Annotated in this window: 16 protein-coding genes; 7 read left to right on the forward strand and 9 right to left on the reverse strand. The window is 69.9% G+C overall.

Going from position 1 to position 17,858, the window contains the following annotated elements; translation table 11 throughout:
* The first annotated feature begins 443 nt into the window (after window positions 1-443).
* A complete protein-coding gene (locus AC3EO4_RS20385; protein WP_379574876.1) occupies window positions 444-1,262 on the forward strand; it encodes an SAM-dependent methyltransferase in 819 nt (272 codons plus the stop codon).
* A 55-nt stretch (window positions 1,263-1,317) separates the two neighbouring features.
* Here the strand turns inward: AC3EO4_RS20385 and AC3EO4_RS20390 are convergent, their stop codons facing one another.
* From AC3EO4_RS20390 to AC3EO4_RS20410, 5 genes are all read right to left on the reverse strand, one after another.
* Entirely contained in the window at window positions 1,318-2,448 is a 1,131-nt protein-coding gene (locus AC3EO4_RS20390) for a CU044_5270 family protein (protein WP_431897106.1), read from the reverse strand.
* Window positions 2,445-2,966, reverse strand: a complete 522-nt coding sequence (locus tag AC3EO4_RS20395; RefSeq protein WP_379574878.1) for an RNA polymerase sigma factor — start codon at window positions 2,964-2,966, stop codon at window positions 2,445-2,447. The genes AC3EO4_RS20390 and AC3EO4_RS20395 overlap by 4 nt, the downstream gene beginning before the upstream one ends.
* A gap of 146 nt (window positions 2,967-3,112) precedes the next feature.
* Window positions 3,113-4,300, reverse strand: coding sequence for an FAD-dependent monooxygenase (locus tag AC3EO4_RS20400; protein ID WP_431897108.1), 1,188 nt, complete (start codon window positions 4,298-4,300; stop codon window positions 3,113-3,115).
* 155 nt (window positions 4,301-4,455) lie between these two features.
* Window positions 4,456-5,976: an FAD-dependent monooxygenase gene (locus AC3EO4_RS20405; RefSeq protein WP_431897110.1), complete on the reverse strand. Its 1,521-nt coding sequence runs from the start codon at window positions 5,974-5,976 to the stop codon at window positions 4,456-4,458.
* A gap of 74 nt (window positions 5,977-6,050) precedes the next feature.
* Window positions 6,051-6,485, reverse strand: coding sequence for a hypothetical protein (locus AC3EO4_RS20410; RefSeq protein WP_379574881.1), 435 nt, complete (start codon window positions 6,483-6,485; stop codon window positions 6,051-6,053).
* A gap of 366 nt (window positions 6,486-6,851) precedes the next feature.
* Here AC3EO4_RS20410 and AC3EO4_RS20415 point away from each other — a divergent pair, with 366 nt between their 5' ends.
* Complete coding sequence (locus AC3EO4_RS20415) at window positions 6,852-8,816, forward strand: NAD(P)-binding protein (protein ID WP_431897112.1); 1,965 nt, start codon at window positions 6,852-6,854, stop codon at window positions 8,814-8,816.
* Window positions 8,813-9,652: a PrsW family intramembrane metalloprotease gene (locus AC3EO4_RS20420; protein ID WP_379574883.1), complete on the forward strand. Its 840-nt coding sequence runs from the start codon at window positions 8,813-8,815 to the stop codon at window positions 9,650-9,652. Before AC3EO4_RS20415 ends, AC3EO4_RS20420 begins: the two co-directional genes overlap by 4 nt.
* Here AC3EO4_RS20420 and AC3EO4_RS20425 read toward each other — a convergent pair.
* Window positions 9,624-10,595 (reverse strand): acyltransferase family protein, encoded by a 972-nt coding sequence (locus AC3EO4_RS20425; protein ID WP_431897114.1) that lies wholly within the window; start codon window positions 10,593-10,595, stop codon window positions 9,624-9,626. The two genes, AC3EO4_RS20420 and AC3EO4_RS20425, sit on opposite strands and share 29 nt — an antisense overlap.
* Before the next feature lie 302 nt (window positions 10,596-10,897).
* Between AC3EO4_RS20425 and AC3EO4_RS20430 the strand changes: the two genes are divergently transcribed.
* The 4 genes from AC3EO4_RS20430 to AC3EO4_RS20445 are packed head-to-tail and all read left to right on the forward strand — an operon-like array spanning window position 10,898 to window position 14,319.
* The gene (locus AC3EO4_RS20430) at window positions 10,898-13,006 is read left to right on the forward strand and encodes a sensor histidine kinase (protein ID WP_431897116.1); all 2,109 of its coding nucleotides are present in this window, start codon (window positions 10,898-10,900) and stop codon (window positions 13,004-13,006) included.
* Entirely contained in the window at window positions 13,003-13,404 is a 402-nt protein-coding gene (locus AC3EO4_RS20435; protein WP_358129306.1) for a roadblock/LC7 domain-containing protein, read from the forward strand. The genes AC3EO4_RS20430 and AC3EO4_RS20435 overlap by 4 nt, the downstream gene beginning before the upstream one ends.
* Window positions 13,405-13,412: 8 nt before the next feature.
* Window positions 13,413-13,760 (forward strand): DUF742 domain-containing protein, encoded by a 348-nt coding sequence (locus AC3EO4_RS20440; protein WP_379574886.1) that lies wholly within the window; start codon window positions 13,413-13,415, stop codon window positions 13,758-13,760.
* The gene (locus AC3EO4_RS20445) at window positions 13,741-14,319 is read left to right on the forward strand and encodes a GTP-binding protein (RefSeq protein WP_379574887.1); all 579 of its coding nucleotides are present in this window, start codon (window positions 13,741-13,743) and stop codon (window positions 14,317-14,319) included. Before AC3EO4_RS20440 ends, AC3EO4_RS20445 begins: the two co-directional genes overlap by 20 nt.
* Here the strand turns inward: AC3EO4_RS20445 and AC3EO4_RS20450 are convergent.
* The 3 genes from AC3EO4_RS20450 to AC3EO4_RS20460 all read right to left on the reverse strand — a co-directional run bounded on the left by AC3EO4_RS20450 (window position 14,297) and on the right by AC3EO4_RS20460 (window position 17,740).
* The gene (locus tag AC3EO4_RS20450) at window positions 14,297-14,710 is read right to left on the reverse strand and encodes a DUF742 domain-containing protein (protein ID WP_379574889.1); all 414 of its coding nucleotides are present in this window, start codon (window positions 14,708-14,710) and stop codon (window positions 14,297-14,299) included. The two genes, AC3EO4_RS20445 and AC3EO4_RS20450, sit on opposite strands and share 23 nt — an antisense overlap.
* Entirely contained in the window at window positions 14,707-17,004 is a 2,298-nt protein-coding gene (locus AC3EO4_RS20455; protein WP_431897120.1) for a sensor histidine kinase, read from the reverse strand. Before AC3EO4_RS20455 ends, AC3EO4_RS20450 begins: the two co-directional genes overlap by 4 nt.
* A gap of 88 nt (window positions 17,005-17,092) precedes the next feature.
* On the reverse strand, window positions 17,093-17,740 hold the full coding sequence (locus AC3EO4_RS20460; protein WP_431897122.1) for a DUF998 domain-containing protein: 648 nt from the start codon (window positions 17,738-17,740) through the stop codon (window positions 17,093-17,095).
* Window positions 17,741-17,858 lie beyond the last annotated feature (118 nt).

Raw genomic sequence — 17,858 nt, forward strand, 5'->3', positions numbered from 1 at the left:
AAACGCTTCCCCGTGCCACGGCCGATCCCGACGATCCGGTGCGCGCATGGCCGGCCACCGGCGTCTTGCCGCACATCGAGCGGGACGCGAGCCCCTCAGGGGCGAGTGGCCGTCATGATCTTTTGCGCACGGGTCGCCAGCCTAGGTGATCAACTTCCACTCCACTACCAAAACACCCAAATCCACCGGTCAATCGCAACCAGCGGCAAGTCGGACGTGGATGAGCGAGGTCCGACCGGCCCGATCGTCGTCCGGCCAGGGGGCGTCGTGGCCGGGACTCCCGTCTGACAGCCCAGGGAGAAAACTTCGCGGACTCCGGGAGGAAGGGGTGGATTCCCCATCAATACGCTCCCCCGGACGGCCATGGAACCGTACGATCTTCTAGCGCCACTCCGCTGACTTCCAGCGCCACTCCACCAGCGACCTTTCTCAGGAGCACCAGCATGGCCGGCGAGCAGCCCCCTCACCCTCGGTCGGACCTGGCCGCCCGGATCAAGTCCGACATCCCCCATGCCGCGCGCATCTGGAACTACTGGATGGGGGGCAAGGACAACTTCGAGGCCGATCGCGCCGCGGGCGACGCCGTCGCCAAGGTCTACCCCGACATCGTGACCATGGCCACGGAGTCGAGGAAGTTCCTGCACCGCGCCGTGACCTACCTGGCCGCCGAGGCGGGCATCGACCAGTTCCTCGACATCGGCACCGGCCTGCCGACCATGCAGAACACCCACGAGATCGCCCAGGCGATCACGCCCGCCTCGCGCATCGTGTACGTGGACAACGACCCGCTGGTCCTGGTGCACGCTCGCGCCCTGCTCGTCAACACCACCCCCGAGGGCGTGACGACATACGTCGACGGCGACTACCACGAGCCCGAGCAGATCGTCTCCGACGCCAGGAACGTGCTGGACTTCACCAGGCCGATCGCGGTCATGTTCATGGGCGTCCTCGGCTACGTCGCCGACCTCGACGAGGTGCGATCCATCGTGTCGAGGGTGATGGCGGCGGTCCCTTCGGGCAGCCACCTGGTGCTGTGGGACGGCACCGACACCGGCGAGGCCGTCAACGAGGGCAGCGACAAGCTCGCCGAGTCCGGGGCCGTGCCGTACCACCTGCGCACGCTCGACCAGCTCGCCGGATGCTTCACGGGTTTGGAGCCGGTGGAGCCGGGGCTGGCCCCCATCTCGCACTGGAGGCTGCCGGAGAGCGCGGTCGCGGTCGCGCCGATCGACGCCTACGGCGCGGTGGCCCGCAAGCCGTGACCGCGCGACCCCTCCCCGGGGCGTCCCCCATCGGGAACGCCCCGGGCAGGAGCGGTCAGGAGGTACGGGAGTCGGTCCATTCCGCGCGCACGACGGTGGCGCTGTTCCACACGGTGCCGGGTTCCAGGCCGGCCTGGAACCCGCCCGGCTTCACCACGACGCTCTCGCGGCCGAGTGCCACGCCCGTCTGCTCGTCGATGATCAGCCGGTCCTGCAGGAGACCCTTGCGGCCGTCGGCGCCGCCGATGTGGGACTCGGTCTCCATCGCGATCGCCGTACCGGATCGCCCCTGCGCGTCGGTGACCTCGCCCACGGCGGTGACGGACGGCAGCGCGGCCAGCATCCGGAAGGCGGCCCCGCGCACCTTGGCGCTGACCGGCATGTCGGTGATGAGCCCTGCGGTCACCTGGAACAGCCACGCGTCCTCGGCCATGGGCGCGTCCGACTCGGTGCTCTTGCCCTCGTAGTACTTCAGCAGCCAGGCCTTCAGCCCCACCTCGTCGTCCGGCAGCGCGGCCAGGTCGGCGAGTGTGACGTTGCGGCCGAGCCAGAACACCTCCTTGCCTGCGTGGTGGCCGGTGTACGGCTTGTTGGCGGCCAGGGGGAGGGTTCTCCCCACGGGCTTGCCCGGCACGGCGATCTCGACCTCGGCGGGCGAGCCCGCGGCCGCCCACTTGGCCCTGTCCTCGTCGGTGGCGGGCTTGGCGCCGAGGTACTGGGAGCGGGACCACTGCCCCCTCTTGCCGACCCACATCTCGTTGCGCTGCTCCATCACCATCACGTAGCCGTCCGGGGCCGTGACGAGGTTCCTGCCCAGCGTCTCGGTGTGCCAGAACTCGCCCGACGTGGCCGGCTGCCGCTCGGCGCTGATGGCGGCGACCAGGAGCACCTGCTGGGCGGTGAGCTTGACCGGAGCGCTGGACGCGGGCGCGGCCGACGGCGCGCGCGGCGCCGTACCTCCTCCGGTGCCCGCGGCGAGGACGGCGACGGCCGTGGCCGCGGCGGCGGCTCCCGCCAGGCCCAGCCCCCACACCAGGCGCGGCTTCGTGCGGCGCCGGAAGGGCGTGCCGTGGGACATGGTGGGAGACATGGCGTGGGCGAGCTCGGACCGTCTGGTCCGCTCGTCGACAGGGACGTCACCCAGGTGCGCGGGGCGGGCGGCGCGCAGCTCGTCGATCGGGTTCATGACCACTCCTCCTTGAGGCCGAGCCTGGACATGGCGGGGGCGGTGGGCTGCTCCATCTCGCGCTGCAGGCGCTTGCGCGCGCGATGGAGGCGCACCTTGAAGGCGGGCGCCGAGCAGCCGACGACCTTGGCCGCGTCGCGGGTCGAGAGTCCCTGCCAGGCGACGAGGATGAGCAGCTCGCGCTCGTCCTGGGTGAGCCTGGCCATGGCCTTGAGGACTCCGAGGCGCTCGGCCACCTGGTCGGCGACGTCGCCCGAGACCCATTCGCGCAGCTCCCGGTTGAGCCCTTCGCGCTTGATCTCGTCCCTGATGTTGTCGCGCAGGACGTTCCTGGCGATCCCCAGCAGGTACGGCAGCGCGTGGGCGGGCAGCCGGTCGAGCTTGCGCCACGCGATGGCGAAGGTCTCGCTCACCACCTCGTCGGCGACCTGCCTGCCGGCGCGCGCGACCACGTACGCCCACACGCGCTGGCGGCATTCGTCATAGATGGTGATGAACCGTTCTCGCTCATCGGTCACCGCCCAACTCCCTCATGTCTCGGGTGTGCTGACACAGAGAAGTGGTTCGAGAGGGTCGATGGTTACAGGGCATGTTCGCATCCGCGGCTCCCCAGAGTGTGGCCAAGACCCTCATCTGCGGAAACGAGCCCGTCCTGATCCGCCTCTCATGAGGGCAGCGCGTACTCCTTGAGCTTGATGGAGTTGGCCGCCTTGGTGCTCAGCCTGTCGAGAAAGCCGATGAGGAAGCTCGAGGCCAGCACCTTGTAGATGCGGTTGCGGCGGCGGACGTTCTTGGGCGCGAAGAACCCGCCCGCGCCCTCGGCGACCCGCTGGCAGGCCTTGGCGTAGCCGCGGATCTGCTCCTCGTACCGGGCGAAGGCGACCGTGTGGTCGCCGCCGGCCGCCGCCAGCTCGCCGGCGAGCACGTAGGAGGCGACGAGGGACATGCCCGCGCCCATGCCCCCCATCGTGGCGCCGTACCCGGCGTCGCCGATGAGCGCGACGCGGCCCTTGGTGTAGTGGTCCATGCGGATCTGGCTGATCGAGTCGAAGTAGAAGGCGTCCGACTCCTCCAGGTGGGAGAGCAGCTCCGGCAGCTCCCAGCCCGCCCCCTCGTAGGCCTGCGCCAGCAGCCGCTTCTGGGTGGCGACGTCACGGTGGTGGTAGTCGAGGGAGTCCGAGGCGAAGACGCACACGACGGTGATCTTGTCCTGGCCGTCCTCGGCGGCGTAGACGAGCGAGCCGCGGCCCGGCTCGCTGTACATGAGCGACCTGCCGCTGACGCCGAGGTGGTTGGGCGCGTCGAACAGGGCGGCGTAGTACCCGGAGCTCTTCAGGAACCGCGACTCCTCGCCGAAGGTGAGCCTGCGGACGTTGGAGTGGAGCCCGTCGGCACCGATGACCAGGTCGAACCTGCCCTTCCTGCCGCTGTCGAGGACGACGTCGACGCCGTCGGCGGTCTCGGTCATGGCGGCGATGGAGTCGTTGAACAGGTACTCGGCCCTGTCCTTCGTCAGGTCGTAGAGCAGGTGCGACAGGTCGCCGCGGGTGATCTCGACGTTGCCGCCGGTGAAGGAGGCGGGCAGGCTCAGCTGCTGCCTCCCCTCGGCGTCGATGAAGACGAGCGGGCCGCCTTCGGTCCGGCGGCGGTGGACCTCCTCGAGGATGCCCATGCGCTCCAGCATGGTCATGTGCGCCTCGCCGCGGAAGTCGACCGCCTGGCCGCCCTCCCTCAGGGCGGGGGCCCGCTCGACGACGGTGACGGCATAGCCGTACCTGAGAAGCCAGTGGGCCATGGCGGGCCCCGCGAGGCTGGCACCGGAGATCAGGACGTGCTTCGTGGTGTTCGTCATGGGTGAAGAGTCGCCGGGGCCGCTGACGGGCCACGCACCGCCCGCGCACCGCCTCCCCGTGACCGGCCCCGCGGCCCGCCAGACGGGCCGCCGGACAGGACCGTCGGACAGGCCCGTCGGACAGGACCGTCAGGCGGCGGCCTCAGGCGGGGCCGTCAGGCGGGGCCGAACCAGGTGGTGAGCGCCTCGGTGAGCGAGCCGTCGCCTGCCGCCCACGCGACGTGCCCGTCGGGCCTGACCAGCAGGGCGTCGGCGGGCGCCGCCTCGCAGGCGCCCCTGACGGTCTCCACCCGGCCCGCCCACTCCTCGGGTACGGCCCTGCCGTCGAGCACGAGCAGCAGCCCCCTGCCCGACCGCATCAGCTCGGCCACCCTGAAGGACCCTTCGGCGGTCTTGACCGTCAGATCGGGGACGAAGCGCCCCACGAGGTCGTGGGCCGAGCCGAGGTCGTAGCGCAGGCCCGCCCCTGAGATCAGATCCGTCAGCCGCCTGTTGGCGTCGTCCGCCTCCAGCAGCATCGCGAAGAGCTCGCGCACCGCGTCGGCGTACGGCCCCGGCCGCATCATGGCGACCTGCGCCCTGGTGTTCTTCAGCACTCCTGCGGCGACCGGTCCGCGCTCGGCGGTGTAGGTGTCGAGCAGTTCCCGCCCCGCCTCCCCCTTGATCACCGCGGCCAGCTTCCATCCCAGGTTGAACGCGTCGCCGAGGCCGAGGTTGAGCCCCTGCCCCCCGAAGGGCGAGTGGACGTGGGCGGCGTCGCCCGCCAGCACGACCCTGCCGATCACGAACGACTCGGCCAGGCGGGCGTTGTCGGTGAAGCGGGTCAGCGACCGGGCTTCGAGGACGGTGACCTCGCTGCCGCTGACCCTTCGCAGGGTGGACTGGAACTCCTCGACGGTGATGGCGGCGTCGCGGTCGGCGGGCGGCCCCTCGAACTCGACCACCAGCACCCTGCCGGGAACCGGCCCGTTGACGACCAGGCCGCCCGGCAGCCTGTTCCAGCCCATGGGGGCGAAGTCGGGGTCGTCGAGTTCGGCCAGCGCCTGGTAGCCCGTGATGACGCCGTCGGTGCCGGGGAAGGGCACGCCGGAGAGCTTGCGGACCGTGCTGCGGCCGCCGTCCGCGCCGACGAGCCATCCCGCGCGCAGCTCGTAGGGCCCTTCGGGGCCTTCGACCTGGACGGTGACGCCCTCCTCGTCCTGGGTGTAGCCGGTGAGGGTGTGCCCGCGCCTGATGTCGGCGCCCTGGGCCGCGGCGTGGTCGTCGAGGAGTTCCTCGAGGACCTGCTGAGGAACGAGCGTCGCGGCCTTCGAGGAGTAGGCGCTCTCCCTGAGCACCCACATTCCCGCAAAGTGCCCGCGCGGCCCTGAGCCCCGCTGCCCGCCCGTCCGGACCCGCTGCCCGCCCGTCTGCGGGAGGGCGAAGGAGGGGATGCGCTCGGCCAGGCCGCGCAGGTCGAGCGCGTCGACCGCGCGGGGCGCCAGCGACCCGGCCTTGACTCGCGGGTCGATCGAGGGCAGCGGTTCGAGCACGATGACCTCGATTCCGCGCAGGCGCAGCTCGGCGGCGACGGTCAGCCCCACGGGACCGGCGCCCGCGACGACGGCGCTCCCCGGGACGGCGCTCCCCGGGACGGTGTTCCCCAGGTCGGTGCTGTTCGTGGCGGTGCTGCTCATGACGGCCTCCAGAGAGTGGATCGGGTGAGAGCCACCCTCGGGGGGCGAGCTGGCAACGGCCTGTCAGCTCTCTGTCATCTTCCGTCGCCATTCATGGCAAGCGTCAACTTTTCGTAAGCTTCGCGGCTTTGGTCGGCTAGACCGGCGTATTTCACTTTTCGTGCGACTACAAGCAGGCTCATCACGACTGTTCCCACCCTGATCACCACCGAGCCCACCTCCAGACTCTGTCCGCCTCCGGTGACGGCCGTGATATGGGCGCGCGACTGGTCACCGAGCGGCGGCAGGTCGATCGTCCTGGTGACGTAGCTGACCGACTCCCCCTCCACGACCGCCTGGTACGAGGCGCACGCCGCGGGCAGTTCCGCGGGGTAGGCCGACGGCAGGTCCACCAGCGCCTGGGTGACGGAGCCTTCATCGGAGCTGTAGGCGACGACGGCGGCGGGGGCGGTGCGCACGTCGGCGAGGTCCAGGTCCAGCCGTGGCGCGCACGAGGTGCCCTGCCGCATGGCTGCCGCTCCCTCCCTGGTGGCGCGGAGCGTGCCGTAAGCACCCGATTCGGGACCGTACGCGACGCGCATGCCAGGCGGAGCGGGAAGGAGGGCCGCGCCGAGATCGCGGACGGCGGTCCGGATGGGGGAGGCGCTCGGCGCGGGCCCCCGCGCGGTCGATTCCAGACCACATCCGGAAATGCATATCAGCACCGCGCATATCCCGGAAAATGCTTTCAACATGCTTTCTCCATTTCCCTGACTTCCCTCCTTTCTAGGGCATGGGAAAACACCTCCGAGGAGATCGGTGAATACGCGTAAAATGTTCGTGGGAACGCCGCGCGCCATGGGGCGGCATTTTCCCCCTCTCGTGATGATCGCGGCATGGAGATCAATCCTCGCCGGGCGCGCGAACTCGGCATGAGCCGGCCCATCTCGCGCCGCGACTTCTTCGACGGCGTGGCCATGGCCGTGGGAGCCGCCGCCCTGGGATCCTTGACGGGCTGCGGGATGGACGCCGCCGCCCCTGGCCGGATCGGCACCGACCGCCTGGAGGTCCCAGGCCAGGTCGCCTTCCCCCCGGGTCTGACAGGACTGCAGGGCAACACCCCTGCGGCGCTGAGCGTCCCGCACGCGCTCCGCGACGACAGGTTCTGGCAGTACGCGGGAGAGGCCAGGCCCACGGGCGAGAACTACGACCTGGTGGTGGTCGGCGGCGGCATCAGCGGTGTCAGTGCCGCCTTCGAGTGGCTGCGCAACGACCCGAACGCCCGCGTCCTCATCCTCGACAACCACGACGAGATCGGCGGGCACGCGCGCCGCAACGTGTTCGCCCCCAAGGGCCGCATGGGACCGCTCATCGGGTACGGCGGCTCACAGTCGATCGAGGCGCCCTCGGTGTGGACGGCCGAGGGCAAGAACCTGCTCTACCTGCTCGACGTCGACCTGGCGAAGTTCAGGACGTACTTCGACAGGAAGCTCTACAGCGACTTCGGGATGACCGACAGCGTCATGTGCGACAGGGAGAGCTTCGCCACCGAGAAGCTCGTCAGGCTCACCGGCGGGCTCACCCCCGAGCGACTGGCCGCGCAGCTGCCGATCGGGGACCGGGCCAGGAGGGACCTGGTCAGGCTCTACAAGAACCCGCCCGACTACCTGCGCGGGCTGTCACGCGATCAGAAGGAGAAGCGCCTGGCCGCGCTCACCTACTCCCGCTATCTCCTCGAGGTCGCCAGGGTCCACCCCGACGTGGAGCGGTTCTTCAGGACCACGTCGAGCGACGAATGGGCCTACGACACCACCGCGTTCGGCGCGATCGACGCGTGGGGCAGCGCCAAAGGCTGGGACTATCCCGGCTTCCAGGGCCTCAAGCTGCACCGCGACAAGCCGTCCAGGTTCAACTCGCCGAGCGTGATCAAGCAGTGGGACGCGGACGACCCGGACATCTATCACTTCCCTGAGGGCAACCAGGCGCTCGTGCGGATGATGGTCGGCAGGATGATCCCCGGCTTCACCGACGCGACCGACATGGACGGGATCACCACCGCCGCCTTCGACTACGGCAAGCTCGACCTGGCGGCCAACCGGGTGCGGTTCAGGCTCTCCAGCCCGGTGGTCTCCGTCGCCAACGACGGCGGCGCGGACAAGGCCACCAGCGCCACGGTCGGCTACTTCGACGGCAACGCGATCAGGACGGTCGGCGCGGGCGCGGTCATCATGGCCTGCTGGAACATGGTGATCCCCTATCTCGTCCCGGAGCTGCCCGGCGAGCAGCGCGAGGCGCTGCGCAAGGCGGTCAAGATGCCGCTGCTGTACGCCACGGTGCAGCTGCGCGACTGGACGGCCTGGCAGCGGGCGCGCGTCACCCGCACGCGCTGGACCGGCGCCTACTGGTGTGTCTCCGAGCTCGACCACCCGGTCAGCATGCCGGGCTACACGTGCTCGAGGGACCCCAGCGAGCCGATCAACGTCCACATGGTCGCGACTCCCGCGCAGTCGGGGATGGCGCCGTCCCAGGGCGCGGTCGCCGGCCGGCACGTCCTGATCAATACACCGTTCAGCTTCATGGAGTACACCATCCGCGACCAGCTCACCCGCCTGCTCGGCGCGGCAGGCTTCGAACCCGAGCGGGACATCGAGGCGATCACCGTCAACAGGTGGGGCCACGGCTACGCGCCGGAGTACTGCAGGCCGTGGAACGACTTCTACCCCGACGGGCCGTTGCCCGCGGACATCGCCCGCAGGCGGTGCGGCAGGATCGCCATCGCCAACTCCGACTCCGTCCCCGCCGCCTACGCGGACGCGGCGATCAGCGCGGCTTACAGAGCGGTGGCCGAGCTGCAGCGATGAGACCCTGGCTGCGGATCTTCCTGATCGGGTTCGTCCTGTGGGCGGCCACCCTCGTCGTCACCGAGTGGACGTCCAACTCCAACCTCGTTCCCACTCTCGTGCTGCTGGGCAGCTTCCTGGTGCCGGTGACGTTCGTGGTGTGGGCCTACGAGCGCGGCAGGAGCGCCGAGGTCACGGTCGAGCTGCTGTTCACGGCCTTCGTCGTGGGCGGCGTGCTCGGCGTGCTCGGCGCCTCCCTGCTGGAGAGCTGGCTGCTCAGGCCGTCCCTCGCGGTCTACCTCGGGGTCGGGCTCATCGAAGAGGGCGTGAAGCTGATCGCACTGATGGTCGTGACCAGGAAGATGGCCCGCCGCACCATGAGGGACGGCCTGGTGCTCGGTGCGACGGTCGGCTTCGGGTTCTCGGCCTTCGAGAGCGCGGGCTACGCCTTTAACGCGCTGTTCACCCCCACCGGCCTGTCGCTGGCGCAGCTCGTGGAGACCGAGGTGCTGCGGGGCGTCCTCGCGCCGGTCGGCCACGGCCTGTGGACGGCGATCGCCGGCGGCGTGCTGTTCGGCGCCGGCGGCCGCCTCACCGGCCGGGTGCTGCTCGCCTACCTGGGCGTCTCCCTGCTGCACGGGTTGTGGGACTCGATGAACGCCATCGCCATCGCGCTCACCCTGCTCCTCACCGGGAAATCGTGGCAGTTCGACCAGCTCCGCATCGGCAGGGTCCCCGAGGTGACCGAGACCCAGGTGCACCTCTACACCGTCCTAGACCTGGGAGGCCTGCTGGTCGTCTCGGTGGCCGGGCTGCTCTGGCTGCGGGCTATCGCACGGGCCGCCGCAAAGCGGTGAACGCCCAGGACATCCTGGGCTCGACCGCCCATCCGAAGGCCGCGCGGACCGGCGGCGTGCACAGCACGGTCGCCACGACCACGCCGAGCGCGATCGACAGCGGCACGCCCAGGCCGAGGCGCTCGGCGACCTTCACCACGAACCCGTGCAGCAGATAGGCGTACATCGTCGCCGCGCCGAGGCCGGAGAACCAGGTGCGCCGCCGCGGCGTCACCGCCATGAACGCGGCGACGAGCACCGCTCCCGCGGCCAGCATGCCGAGCCTGATCAGGCTGCCCGTCAGGTCGTCCACGCCGATCGCGCCGTTCGCGTGCCGCCACCTGATCCACTCCGTCGGCACGAGGTCGTGCAGGGCGAGCGCGGCCACCAGTCCCGCCGCGAGCGCCGCCCCTCCGACGACCTTCATGGACGGCCTGCGCAGCAGCTCGAAGTGCTCAGGTCTCAGCATGAGACCGAGCACGTAGAACGGCAGCAGGCCCAGGGTGCGGTTCATCGACAGCTCGTCGGGCAGCGCGCTCGTCCCCGACAGCAGTGACAGACCCACCGCGACGGCCAGCGGCCAGCGCAGCTGCTGCCAGACCGGTGTGGACAGCCGCCAGAGGAACAGCGACATCAGGAACCACGTGAGGTAGTAGGGGTCGAGCAGGCTCAGCTCCAGCTTGCCGTACAGCAGGAGCCTGGGCACGGAGTAGGCCAGCTCGAAGATCACGTACGGCACCGCGAGCGTGGCGATCAGCTTCCTCGCCTTGCCCGACGAGAAGGTGAAGTTGCGCGACAGGTAGCCGCTCAGGGTGATGAAGAGCGGCATGTGGAAGACGTAGACGTAGAAGTAGAGCGCGTGGGCGATCGGCTCCTCACGCAGGTCCTCGATCATGTGCCCGCAGACGACGAGCACGATGGCCAGGTACTTGGCGTTGTCGAAGTAAGGATCCCTGTCGCTCACAGCCCACGGACCCTAGTCAGGCCACGGCGAACGACGGGTGTCCTGCGGCCGAACCCTTGTCGGCGGCTCGGCGCCCCGAGGACCTGTCAGCGACCGGATCCGGAGCGTGACGCGAAAGCACAGGTCAGGACGCCCTCATCAGAGCCCGGTGTCACGACTCCCCCCGAAGGCCCCGATAATCCCGCTAATCATCACGTTCCTCCACTGCGCCACAGACATAATCGGTGCTAGTCTCCTGTGCGATCTTCCGAGGTGTATTTACACAAAGCGTGGAAATCGCCTCGGTACTCCGAGGTTGGGACATGAGCTCGAGAAACCGGTCGATTCGGTTCAAGATCTTTCTGTTGCTGCTCCTGCCGCTCCTGTCCCTGAGCGCGCTCTGGGGCTTCGTCCTCAACCTGACCGTGAGCGACGGCCAGGCCCTGCTCCGTGCCAACAGGCTGTACGAGACCATCGGTGTCACCTCCACCGACCTTGGGCTCCAGCTCCAGTCCGAGCGGGCCGCCTCCGCGACCTCGGGCGGCAAGCGCGGCCGCGAGCTCACCGCGCAGCGCGAGCGCACCGACACCTCGCTGGCCGCCTTCAGCGCGGCCGTCGCGGCCACCGACGACGACCGGCTGCGGAAGACGCTGCGCGACACCACCGAGGAGCTCGACAGGCTCGACTCCATCCGCGCCGCGCTCGACGCCGGCCTGGAGACCCGCCTCCACACCATCAACGCCTACAACCAGCTGCTCGACACGCTGTTCCGCCTCTACGAGCAGCTGACCTCGGTCCCCGACCTGCCGATCTTCCAGCAGGCCAGCGCGCTCCAGGCGATGAGCAACGCCCGCGAGATCATCTCCAGGGAGAGCGCGCTCGTCGGCGCCGTGCTCACCAACGGCAAGATGGCCGAGGCCGAGGCGTCCGCCTTCACCGAGTACGTCGCCACCCGCAAGTTCCTGCACACCCGCGCGCTGTCGACGCTCGACGCCGAGCTGCGCGTGCCGTACGAGAAGTTCTTCGCGACCTCCGCCTTCTCCAGGTTCACTCAGGCCGAGTCGCGGATCGCGATCTCAGGCGATCCGCCGCTCAACACCGAGGAGTGGACCGAGCCGGTGGCCGAGGTGTCGAAGCAGCTCGACCGGCTCGGCGCGAATTCCGCCCGGATCCTGTCCGAGCGGTCGGCGAGCGTGTCCACCACGGTCCTCGTGCGCATCGCGGTGGCGGGCGGTGTCGGCCTGCTGGCCGTCATCGCCTCGATCATCATCTCCGTCAGGTTCGGCCGCCGCCTGTCCTCCGAGCTGGCGGGGCTCAGGACGGCGGCCCTCGACCTGGCCGAGGTACGGCTCCCGCGGCTGGTCTCCAGGCTGCGCGCGGGCGAGGACGTCAACGTCAGGAAGGAAGCGCCTCCGCTCAAGGTCAGCGGCGCCGCCGAGATCATCGACGTGGCCAAGGCGTTCGCCTCCGTGCAGCGCACCGCGGTCGAGGCCGCGGTCGGCCAGGCGAACCTGCGGCGCGGCATCAGCCTGGTCTTCCTCAACCTCGCCAGGCGCAAGCAGGGGCTGCTCCACCGGCAGCTCGGCCTGCTCGACGGCATGCAGCGCCGTACGCACGACCCTGACGAGCTGGAGGAGCTCTTCCGCCTCGACCACCTGACCACGCGCATGCGGCGGCACGCCGAGGGTCTGATCATCCTGTCCGGCTCGGCGCCCGGACGGGCGATGCGCAGGCCGGTGCCCGCGATCGACGTCGTCAGGGCCGCCGTCGCCGAGGTCGAGGACTACACCAGGATCGCCGTCCAGCACATGCCGCAGGCCGCGCTCGACGGCTCCGCCGCGGCCGACCTCGTCCACCTGGCGGCCGAGCTGCTGGAGAACGCCACCCTCTACTCCCCGCCCGACACCATCGTGCAGGTGCGCGGCGACTCGGTCAGCAACGGATACGCGATCGAGATCGAGGACAGGGGGCTCGGTCTCTCCTCCGACGAGTACGCGCGGCTGAACGGCCTGCTCGTGGCCCCGCCCGAGTTCGATCTGGCCGACAGCGACAGGCTCGGTCTGTTCGTCGTGGCCAAGCTCGCTGCCAGGCACGGCGTGAGCGTGTTGCTCCGGGCCTCGCCGTTCGGCGGAACCACCGCTATCGTGCTGATCCCGCGCGGTCTGCTGGTGGAGCGGCCCGCACTGCCGACCGCCGAGCCGCCCAAGCGCGACAGGAAACCCCTTGCGCTGGTCGGCGGCACGACCACGACCCACAAGGGTCTGCCGAGGCGGGTAAGGCAGGCCAACATCGCGCAGCAACTGAAGGCCCCCGAGCCAGAGCCAGAGTCACGCCCAGAAAGATCGCCAGACGAGGTACGCGACCTGTTCTCCGCCTTCCAGCGGGGCACCGAGCGCGGCCGAGAAGAAGAAGCCCAGGAGGGGGACCTATGACGACACCCACTGCGAACACCGGCGAGCTGAACTGGCTCCTCGACGATCTCACGACCAGGGTGGGCGCCGTCAGACAGGCGGTGATCCTGTCCACTGACGGCCTTGCCGTCGGCTACTCCCGTGGTCTCGCCCGTGAGGACGCCGAGCACCTGTCGGCCGTCGCCGCCGGGTTCCAGAGCCTGGCCCGCGGCGCGGGGCGGCACTTCGGCGGCGGCGACGTGCGCCAGACCATCGTGGAGATGGAGGCGGCGTTCCTGTTCGTCACGGCCGCCGGGCAGGGCACCTGCCTTGCCGTACTGGCCAACTCCGACGCCGACGTCGGCCACATCGCCTACGAGATGGCGATGCTGGTCAAGCGGGTCGGACAGCACATCTCAACTAATCCCCGCGTGTCATGAACCAGTGGATGGACGAGGAAGCCGGACCGTTCGTCCGGCCGTATGCTCTGATCCGGGGTAGAACCCGCTCGTCAGGGGAGAACCTCGACCTGATCGCGACGGTGACCGCGACGGATCCCGCAGCAGAGGGGTCCGCCGCGGGGCTCGGGCCCGAGCAGGACGCGATCCTGCGCGTGGCCCGCACCCCCATCTCGGTGGCCGACGTGGCCGTCGAGCTCGACCTGCCGGTCGGGGTCGTCCGGGTGTTACTGGGCGACCTGCGCGACAACGGCCTCATCTCGGTGGCCTCCTCGGCAGGGCCACGTCCGAGTGAGCGCATTCTCAAGGAAGTGATCAATGGACTCCGGGCTCTCTGAGGATCCCGTAGCGCTGAAGATCCTCATCGCCGGCGGATTCGGCGTGGGGAAGACCACCCTGGTCGGCGCCATCAGCGAGATCAAGCCGCTGCGCACGGAAGAGGTGCTGTCCGACATCGGCGTCGGTGTCGACGACCTCGACGGCGTCGAAGGCAAGACCACCACCACGGTCGCCATGGACTTCGGCCGGATCACCATCCGCGAGGGCCTGGTCGTCTACCTGTTCGGCACCCCCGGACAGGAACGCTTCTGGTTCATGTGGGACGAGCTGTCCTACGGCGCGCTCGGCGCGGTCGTGATCGCCGACACCCGGCGCCTGACGGACTGTTTCCCCTCCATCGACTACTTCGAGCAGCGCGGCACACCGTTCGTGGTCGCCGTCAACTGCTTCGACGGCGCGGCCACCCACAGCGTCGAAGATGTGCGGATCGCCCTCGACCTGGACGACGACGTGCCCGTGCTGCTGTGCGACGTGCGCAGGCGCGCCTCCGCCAAGGAGGTCATGATCTCGCTCGTCGAGCACTCGCTCAGGACTCTCACAGGGCCCGGAGCCCGTTGATCACTTCACGCAGCAGACTCTCGGTGGGAGAGGCGGCCGCCGGCACCGGCGGCCGCACCAGGATCAGCCCGTGATCGAGCAGGTCGCCCAGCAGCACCCGCACCACGCCCACCGGCAACCCCGTCTCGGACGCGACCTCCACCACAGGTCCCGTACGGCCCAGCACCACGTACTCGAGCAGCCGCCGGTGCTGCGAGCCCAGGTGGGCTTCGGAGGGCACGGGCACCCCCGTCGAGGTGATCACGGAGAGCAGGTCGAACGATGACGACGACGGCCTCGTGCGCCCCCTGGTCATCGCGTAGGGCCTGACGACAGGCCCGGCTTCCTCGTCCACCCACTCCATCTCGGCCCCCGTGCCGCGATCGTCGGTTCCCTCGCTCCGCTCGCTCATGTCCCATCCTGTTCGCTGTCCTGACGGCCGCGCTGCCACCCGGACTGCAGGGACGACAGCAACGCCCTGGTCTCTTCGGGGGAGCGCTCGTCGGCGGGCTGTTCTTGGGGTGGGGGGCTGGGTTGTGCCAGGCGGGGAGGCAGGTTGGCCTGCCGCACCCTGCGGGGGAGCGACGTGGGTGCCTCCTCGGCGGGCTCGGCGAGCACTGGAGCGGCCAGCGGCCGCACCTTGACGGCCTCGAAGGGCCCACGGGGCCTGGCGTCCTCGAACGGCCCCCTGACCGCGGACTCGGGCTCCGGCACGTCGATCCGTTCGACCCTGACGTCGACCCTGCGGGAGGTCCGGGTCCTGCGTGGCAGGTCGGCCGCGCCCTCCTTCTTGATCGGGCGGACCCTGTCCTGGATCGAGGGCCCTTCGATGGACGCCAGCGCCTCGGTGAGCGCGTTGGGGATGAGCACGATCGCCGTCGTCCCGCCGTACGGCGACTGCTTCAGTGTCACGCTCACGCCGTGTCTGGCGGCCAGCATGCCGACGACCGCGAAGCCGAGCCGCTCGGTCTGGGAGGCGTCGAACTCCTGCGGACCCGCGAGGCGCGCGTTGATCGCCTGCCGTTCCTGGACGGACAGGCCCAGCCCCCGGTCCTCGATCTCGATCGCGTAGCCTCTGGCGACCATCTCGCCCCGGACGGACACCTCGTTCTCCGGCGAGGAGAAGACGGTGGCGTTCTCGATGAGCTCGGCGAACAGGTGCATGAGGTCGGCCACGGCGCCGCCCGAGACGCCGCACTCGGGCATCGGGTAGACGCGGACCCTGGTGTAGTCCTCGACCTGGGCGGCCGCGCCGTTCAGGACGTCCTCGACGGGGATGGTGCCGCGCCACTTGCGGCCCGCCGTACCGCCTGACAGCAGCACCAGGCCCTCGGCGTGGCGGCGCATGCGGGTGGTGAGGTGGTCGAGCCTGAACAGGCTCTCCAGGGCCTCCGGGTCCTCGGCCTCGCGCTGCATGCCGTCCAGCAGCTTGAGCTGGCGCTGGAGCAGCCCCTGGCTGCGGCGGGCGAGGTTGCGCAGAGCCAGGGCGATGCCCTCGCGCATCCTGGCCTGCTCGACCGCGGCCTCCACCGCCGTGCTCTGCACGCTGTCGAACGCCGTGACCAGGTCCTTGATCTCGCTGGTGGCCGACGGAGCGACGACGATCGGCGGCGCCTCGGCCGCCACGTCGACGGTCTCACCGCCGCGCAGCCGCGCGACCACGCGCGGCAGCCTGATCTCGGCCACGTCCAGCGCCGTACGGCGGAGCGTGGCCAGCTCGGTGGTGACGACGCGGCCGACCCTGATGGAGATGAAGATCGAGAAGCCGACCGCGATCAGGCCGAGCGCGCCCGCGACGATCGCGCGCACCAGGATGGCCATGCCCGCGGGCTCCATCCTGCCCAGCAGCACGTCTCCTGCGTCCCACGTGCCCTGCGTGTAGTTCTTCAGCACGGGGTCGGCCGACGCGCGCCAGTCGGAGACGTCGTGCCTGACGCCTGACAGCATCGAGGTGAGCGAGCCCTGCATGACGAGGTACTGGGGCGAGCCGGCCAGCGTGTCGAAGGGCCTGCGCAGCTCGCTGTCCAGCTCGATCCGCGCCTTGTCGAACTGCAGCGTGCGCGCGCCCTCCAGCTTGGCCATGAGCTCGCGGTCGGGCGCGGTGAGGTTGCCGCCCGTGGCGACGACCAGCGTGTGCTGGCGGTGCAGCAGCTCGCGTGCCTGCTCGGCCGCGATCAGGCCGTTGGCCTGCTGGTAGAGGCTGATGTCGGTGCTGAGCGCGAACGTGCCGTAGAGGCGGTAGATGGCGTCGGAGATCGCGGCGTAGTCCGTCACGAGCCGCGAGGGGGCCATCAGGCCCTCGTCGGCCAGCCTTCTGATGTCGTCCAGCCGGTCGATCTGCGCGAAGACCACCCTGAGCTGGGCTTTCATGTCAGGGGAGAGGACAGCCTGGGTGTCGTCGGCGTTCGCGCTCGCGGCGAGCTTCCTGCGCGCCTTGTCGGTCTCGGTGCGCGCCGTGGCGAGCGCGCTCGCGCCCGACCCGAAGCGCGCCAGCCGCTCCGCGGTGGCCAGCCGTTCCCGCTGGAGGTTGTATACCACGCCGTCCGCGCCGTTGATCACGCCGGTCCAGATGGTGTCGACCTTCAGCAGGTTGAACGCCTCACCGACGGTGGTGCTGGCCGCGAACCCCCACAGCGCGACGAGGGACACCAGGGGGACGACGAGCAGGGTAGCGATCTTGAATCGTATGGATCTGCTCGATGCCATGACACCCGCTCCCGTATAGAGATCGCGGGAGAGAATAGCACCGAGCTAGGCGAAAATCTTCGCTCATTCGTGAGAAAGTTGTGACATGTCAGGAAATCGGGGCTAGTGAGGTTGCCCTCATCCGGACCCACTGGAGACGGACCAACCGCGCCGCCAGCAGCGCGAGCAGCGCCACCTCGGCCGCCAGCAGACCCCGCTCGACCAGGCCGATCATGACCCTGTCACCCGGCAGCGCCACATAGGTGATCGCCAGCACACCCAGGCCGCCCGCCAGCGCCAGCCACTCCACCGGCCTGGCCACGGTCTTCCACCGTTCGTCCGCGGCCAGCCGCGGCACCAGCAGCGCCGCCGCGGCCGGCAGGCTGACGAACGCGGCCACCGACACGTAGCGGTGGATCTGCGCGGTCAGCGTCATGTCCATGCCGATCGGCGTGGTGGGGATGATCGCCGCGACGATCAGAGCCCCGCTCCACACCATCATGAGCCGTTCGGGCATGCCCCTGACGGGCGCCCCCGCGACCCGCAGTCCGGCAAGTAGCGCGAACGAACCCAGGCCCATCGCCGCCATCGCCATCTCCGTGACGCCCCCGCGGTCGGCCACGGCGTACTCGCTGATCGTCACGTTCATCGGGTCGAGGTAGGGGTCGGGGTCGAACTGACCGACCACGATCGCGACGACCGAGAACAGGATCAGGGAACAGGCGAGGAGCGGATACAACCTCTTCAGAGGGGCCATATGTCGACAATGGCGCGGCGCGGGCGACGCGCCATCCGGCGTCACCCCTGAGGAACCCCCGACCCGACCCCGAGCCCGCCCCCTGAGGACCCCAGGCCACGCGGCCGGCCCGGCGCCA

This window comes from Nonomuraea sp. bgisy101, assembly GCF_057708945.1.

What these genes read in the sequence shown, in the direction of transcription:
- AC3EO4_RS20385 (WP_379574876.1), top strand. Translation starts at nt 444, where the DNA reads ATGGCCGGCGAGCAGCCCCCTCACCCTCGGTCGGACCTGGCCGCCCGG.
- AC3EO4_RS20390 (WP_431897106.1), bottom strand. Translation starts at nt 2,448, where the DNA reads ATGAACCCGATCGACGAGCTGCGCGCCGCCCGCCCCGCGCACCTGGGT.
- AC3EO4_RS20400 (WP_431897108.1), bottom strand. Translation starts at nt 4,300, where the DNA reads ATGACGAACACCACGAAGCACGTCCTGATCTCCGGTGCCAGCCTCGCG.
- AC3EO4_RS20405 (WP_431897110.1), bottom strand. Translation starts at nt 5,976, where the DNA reads ATGAGCAGCACCGCCACGAACAGCACCGACCTGGGGAACACCGTCCCG.
- AC3EO4_RS20410 (WP_379574881.1), bottom strand. Translation starts at nt 6,485, where the DNA reads ATGCGGCAGGGCACCTCGTGCGCGCCACGGCTGGACCTGGACCTCGCC.
- AC3EO4_RS20415 (WP_431897112.1), top strand. Translation starts at nt 6,852, where the DNA reads ATGGAGATCAATCCTCGCCGGGCGCGCGAACTCGGCATGAGCCGGCCC.
- AC3EO4_RS20420 (WP_379574883.1), top strand. Translation starts at nt 8,813, where the DNA reads ATGAGACCCTGGCTGCGGATCTTCCTGATCGGGTTCGTCCTGTGGGCG.
- AC3EO4_RS20430 (WP_431897116.1), top strand. Translation starts at nt 10,898, where the DNA reads ATGAGCTCGAGAAACCGGTCGATTCGGTTCAAGATCTTTCTGTTGCTG.
- AC3EO4_RS20435 (WP_358129306.1), top strand. Translation starts at nt 13,003, where the DNA reads ATGACGACACCCACTGCGAACACCGGCGAGCTGAACTGGCTCCTCGAC.
- AC3EO4_RS20440 (WP_379574886.1), top strand. Translation starts at nt 13,413, where the DNA reads ATGGACGAGGAAGCCGGACCGTTCGTCCGGCCGTATGCTCTGATCCGG.
- AC3EO4_RS20445 (WP_379574887.1), top strand. Translation starts at nt 13,741, where the DNA reads ATGGACTCCGGGCTCTCTGAGGATCCCGTAGCGCTGAAGATCCTCATC.
- AC3EO4_RS20450 (WP_379574889.1), bottom strand. Translation starts at nt 14,710, where the DNA reads ATGAGCGAGCGGAGCGAGGGAACCGACGATCGCGGCACGGGGGCCGAG.
- AC3EO4_RS20455 (WP_431897120.1), bottom strand. Translation starts at nt 17,004, where the DNA reads ATGGCATCGAGCAGATCCATACGATTCAAGATCGCTACCCTGCTCGTC.
- AC3EO4_RS20460 (WP_431897122.1), bottom strand. Translation starts at nt 17,740, where the DNA reads ATGGCCCCTCTGAAGAGGTTGTATCCGCTCCTCGCCTGTTCCCTGATC.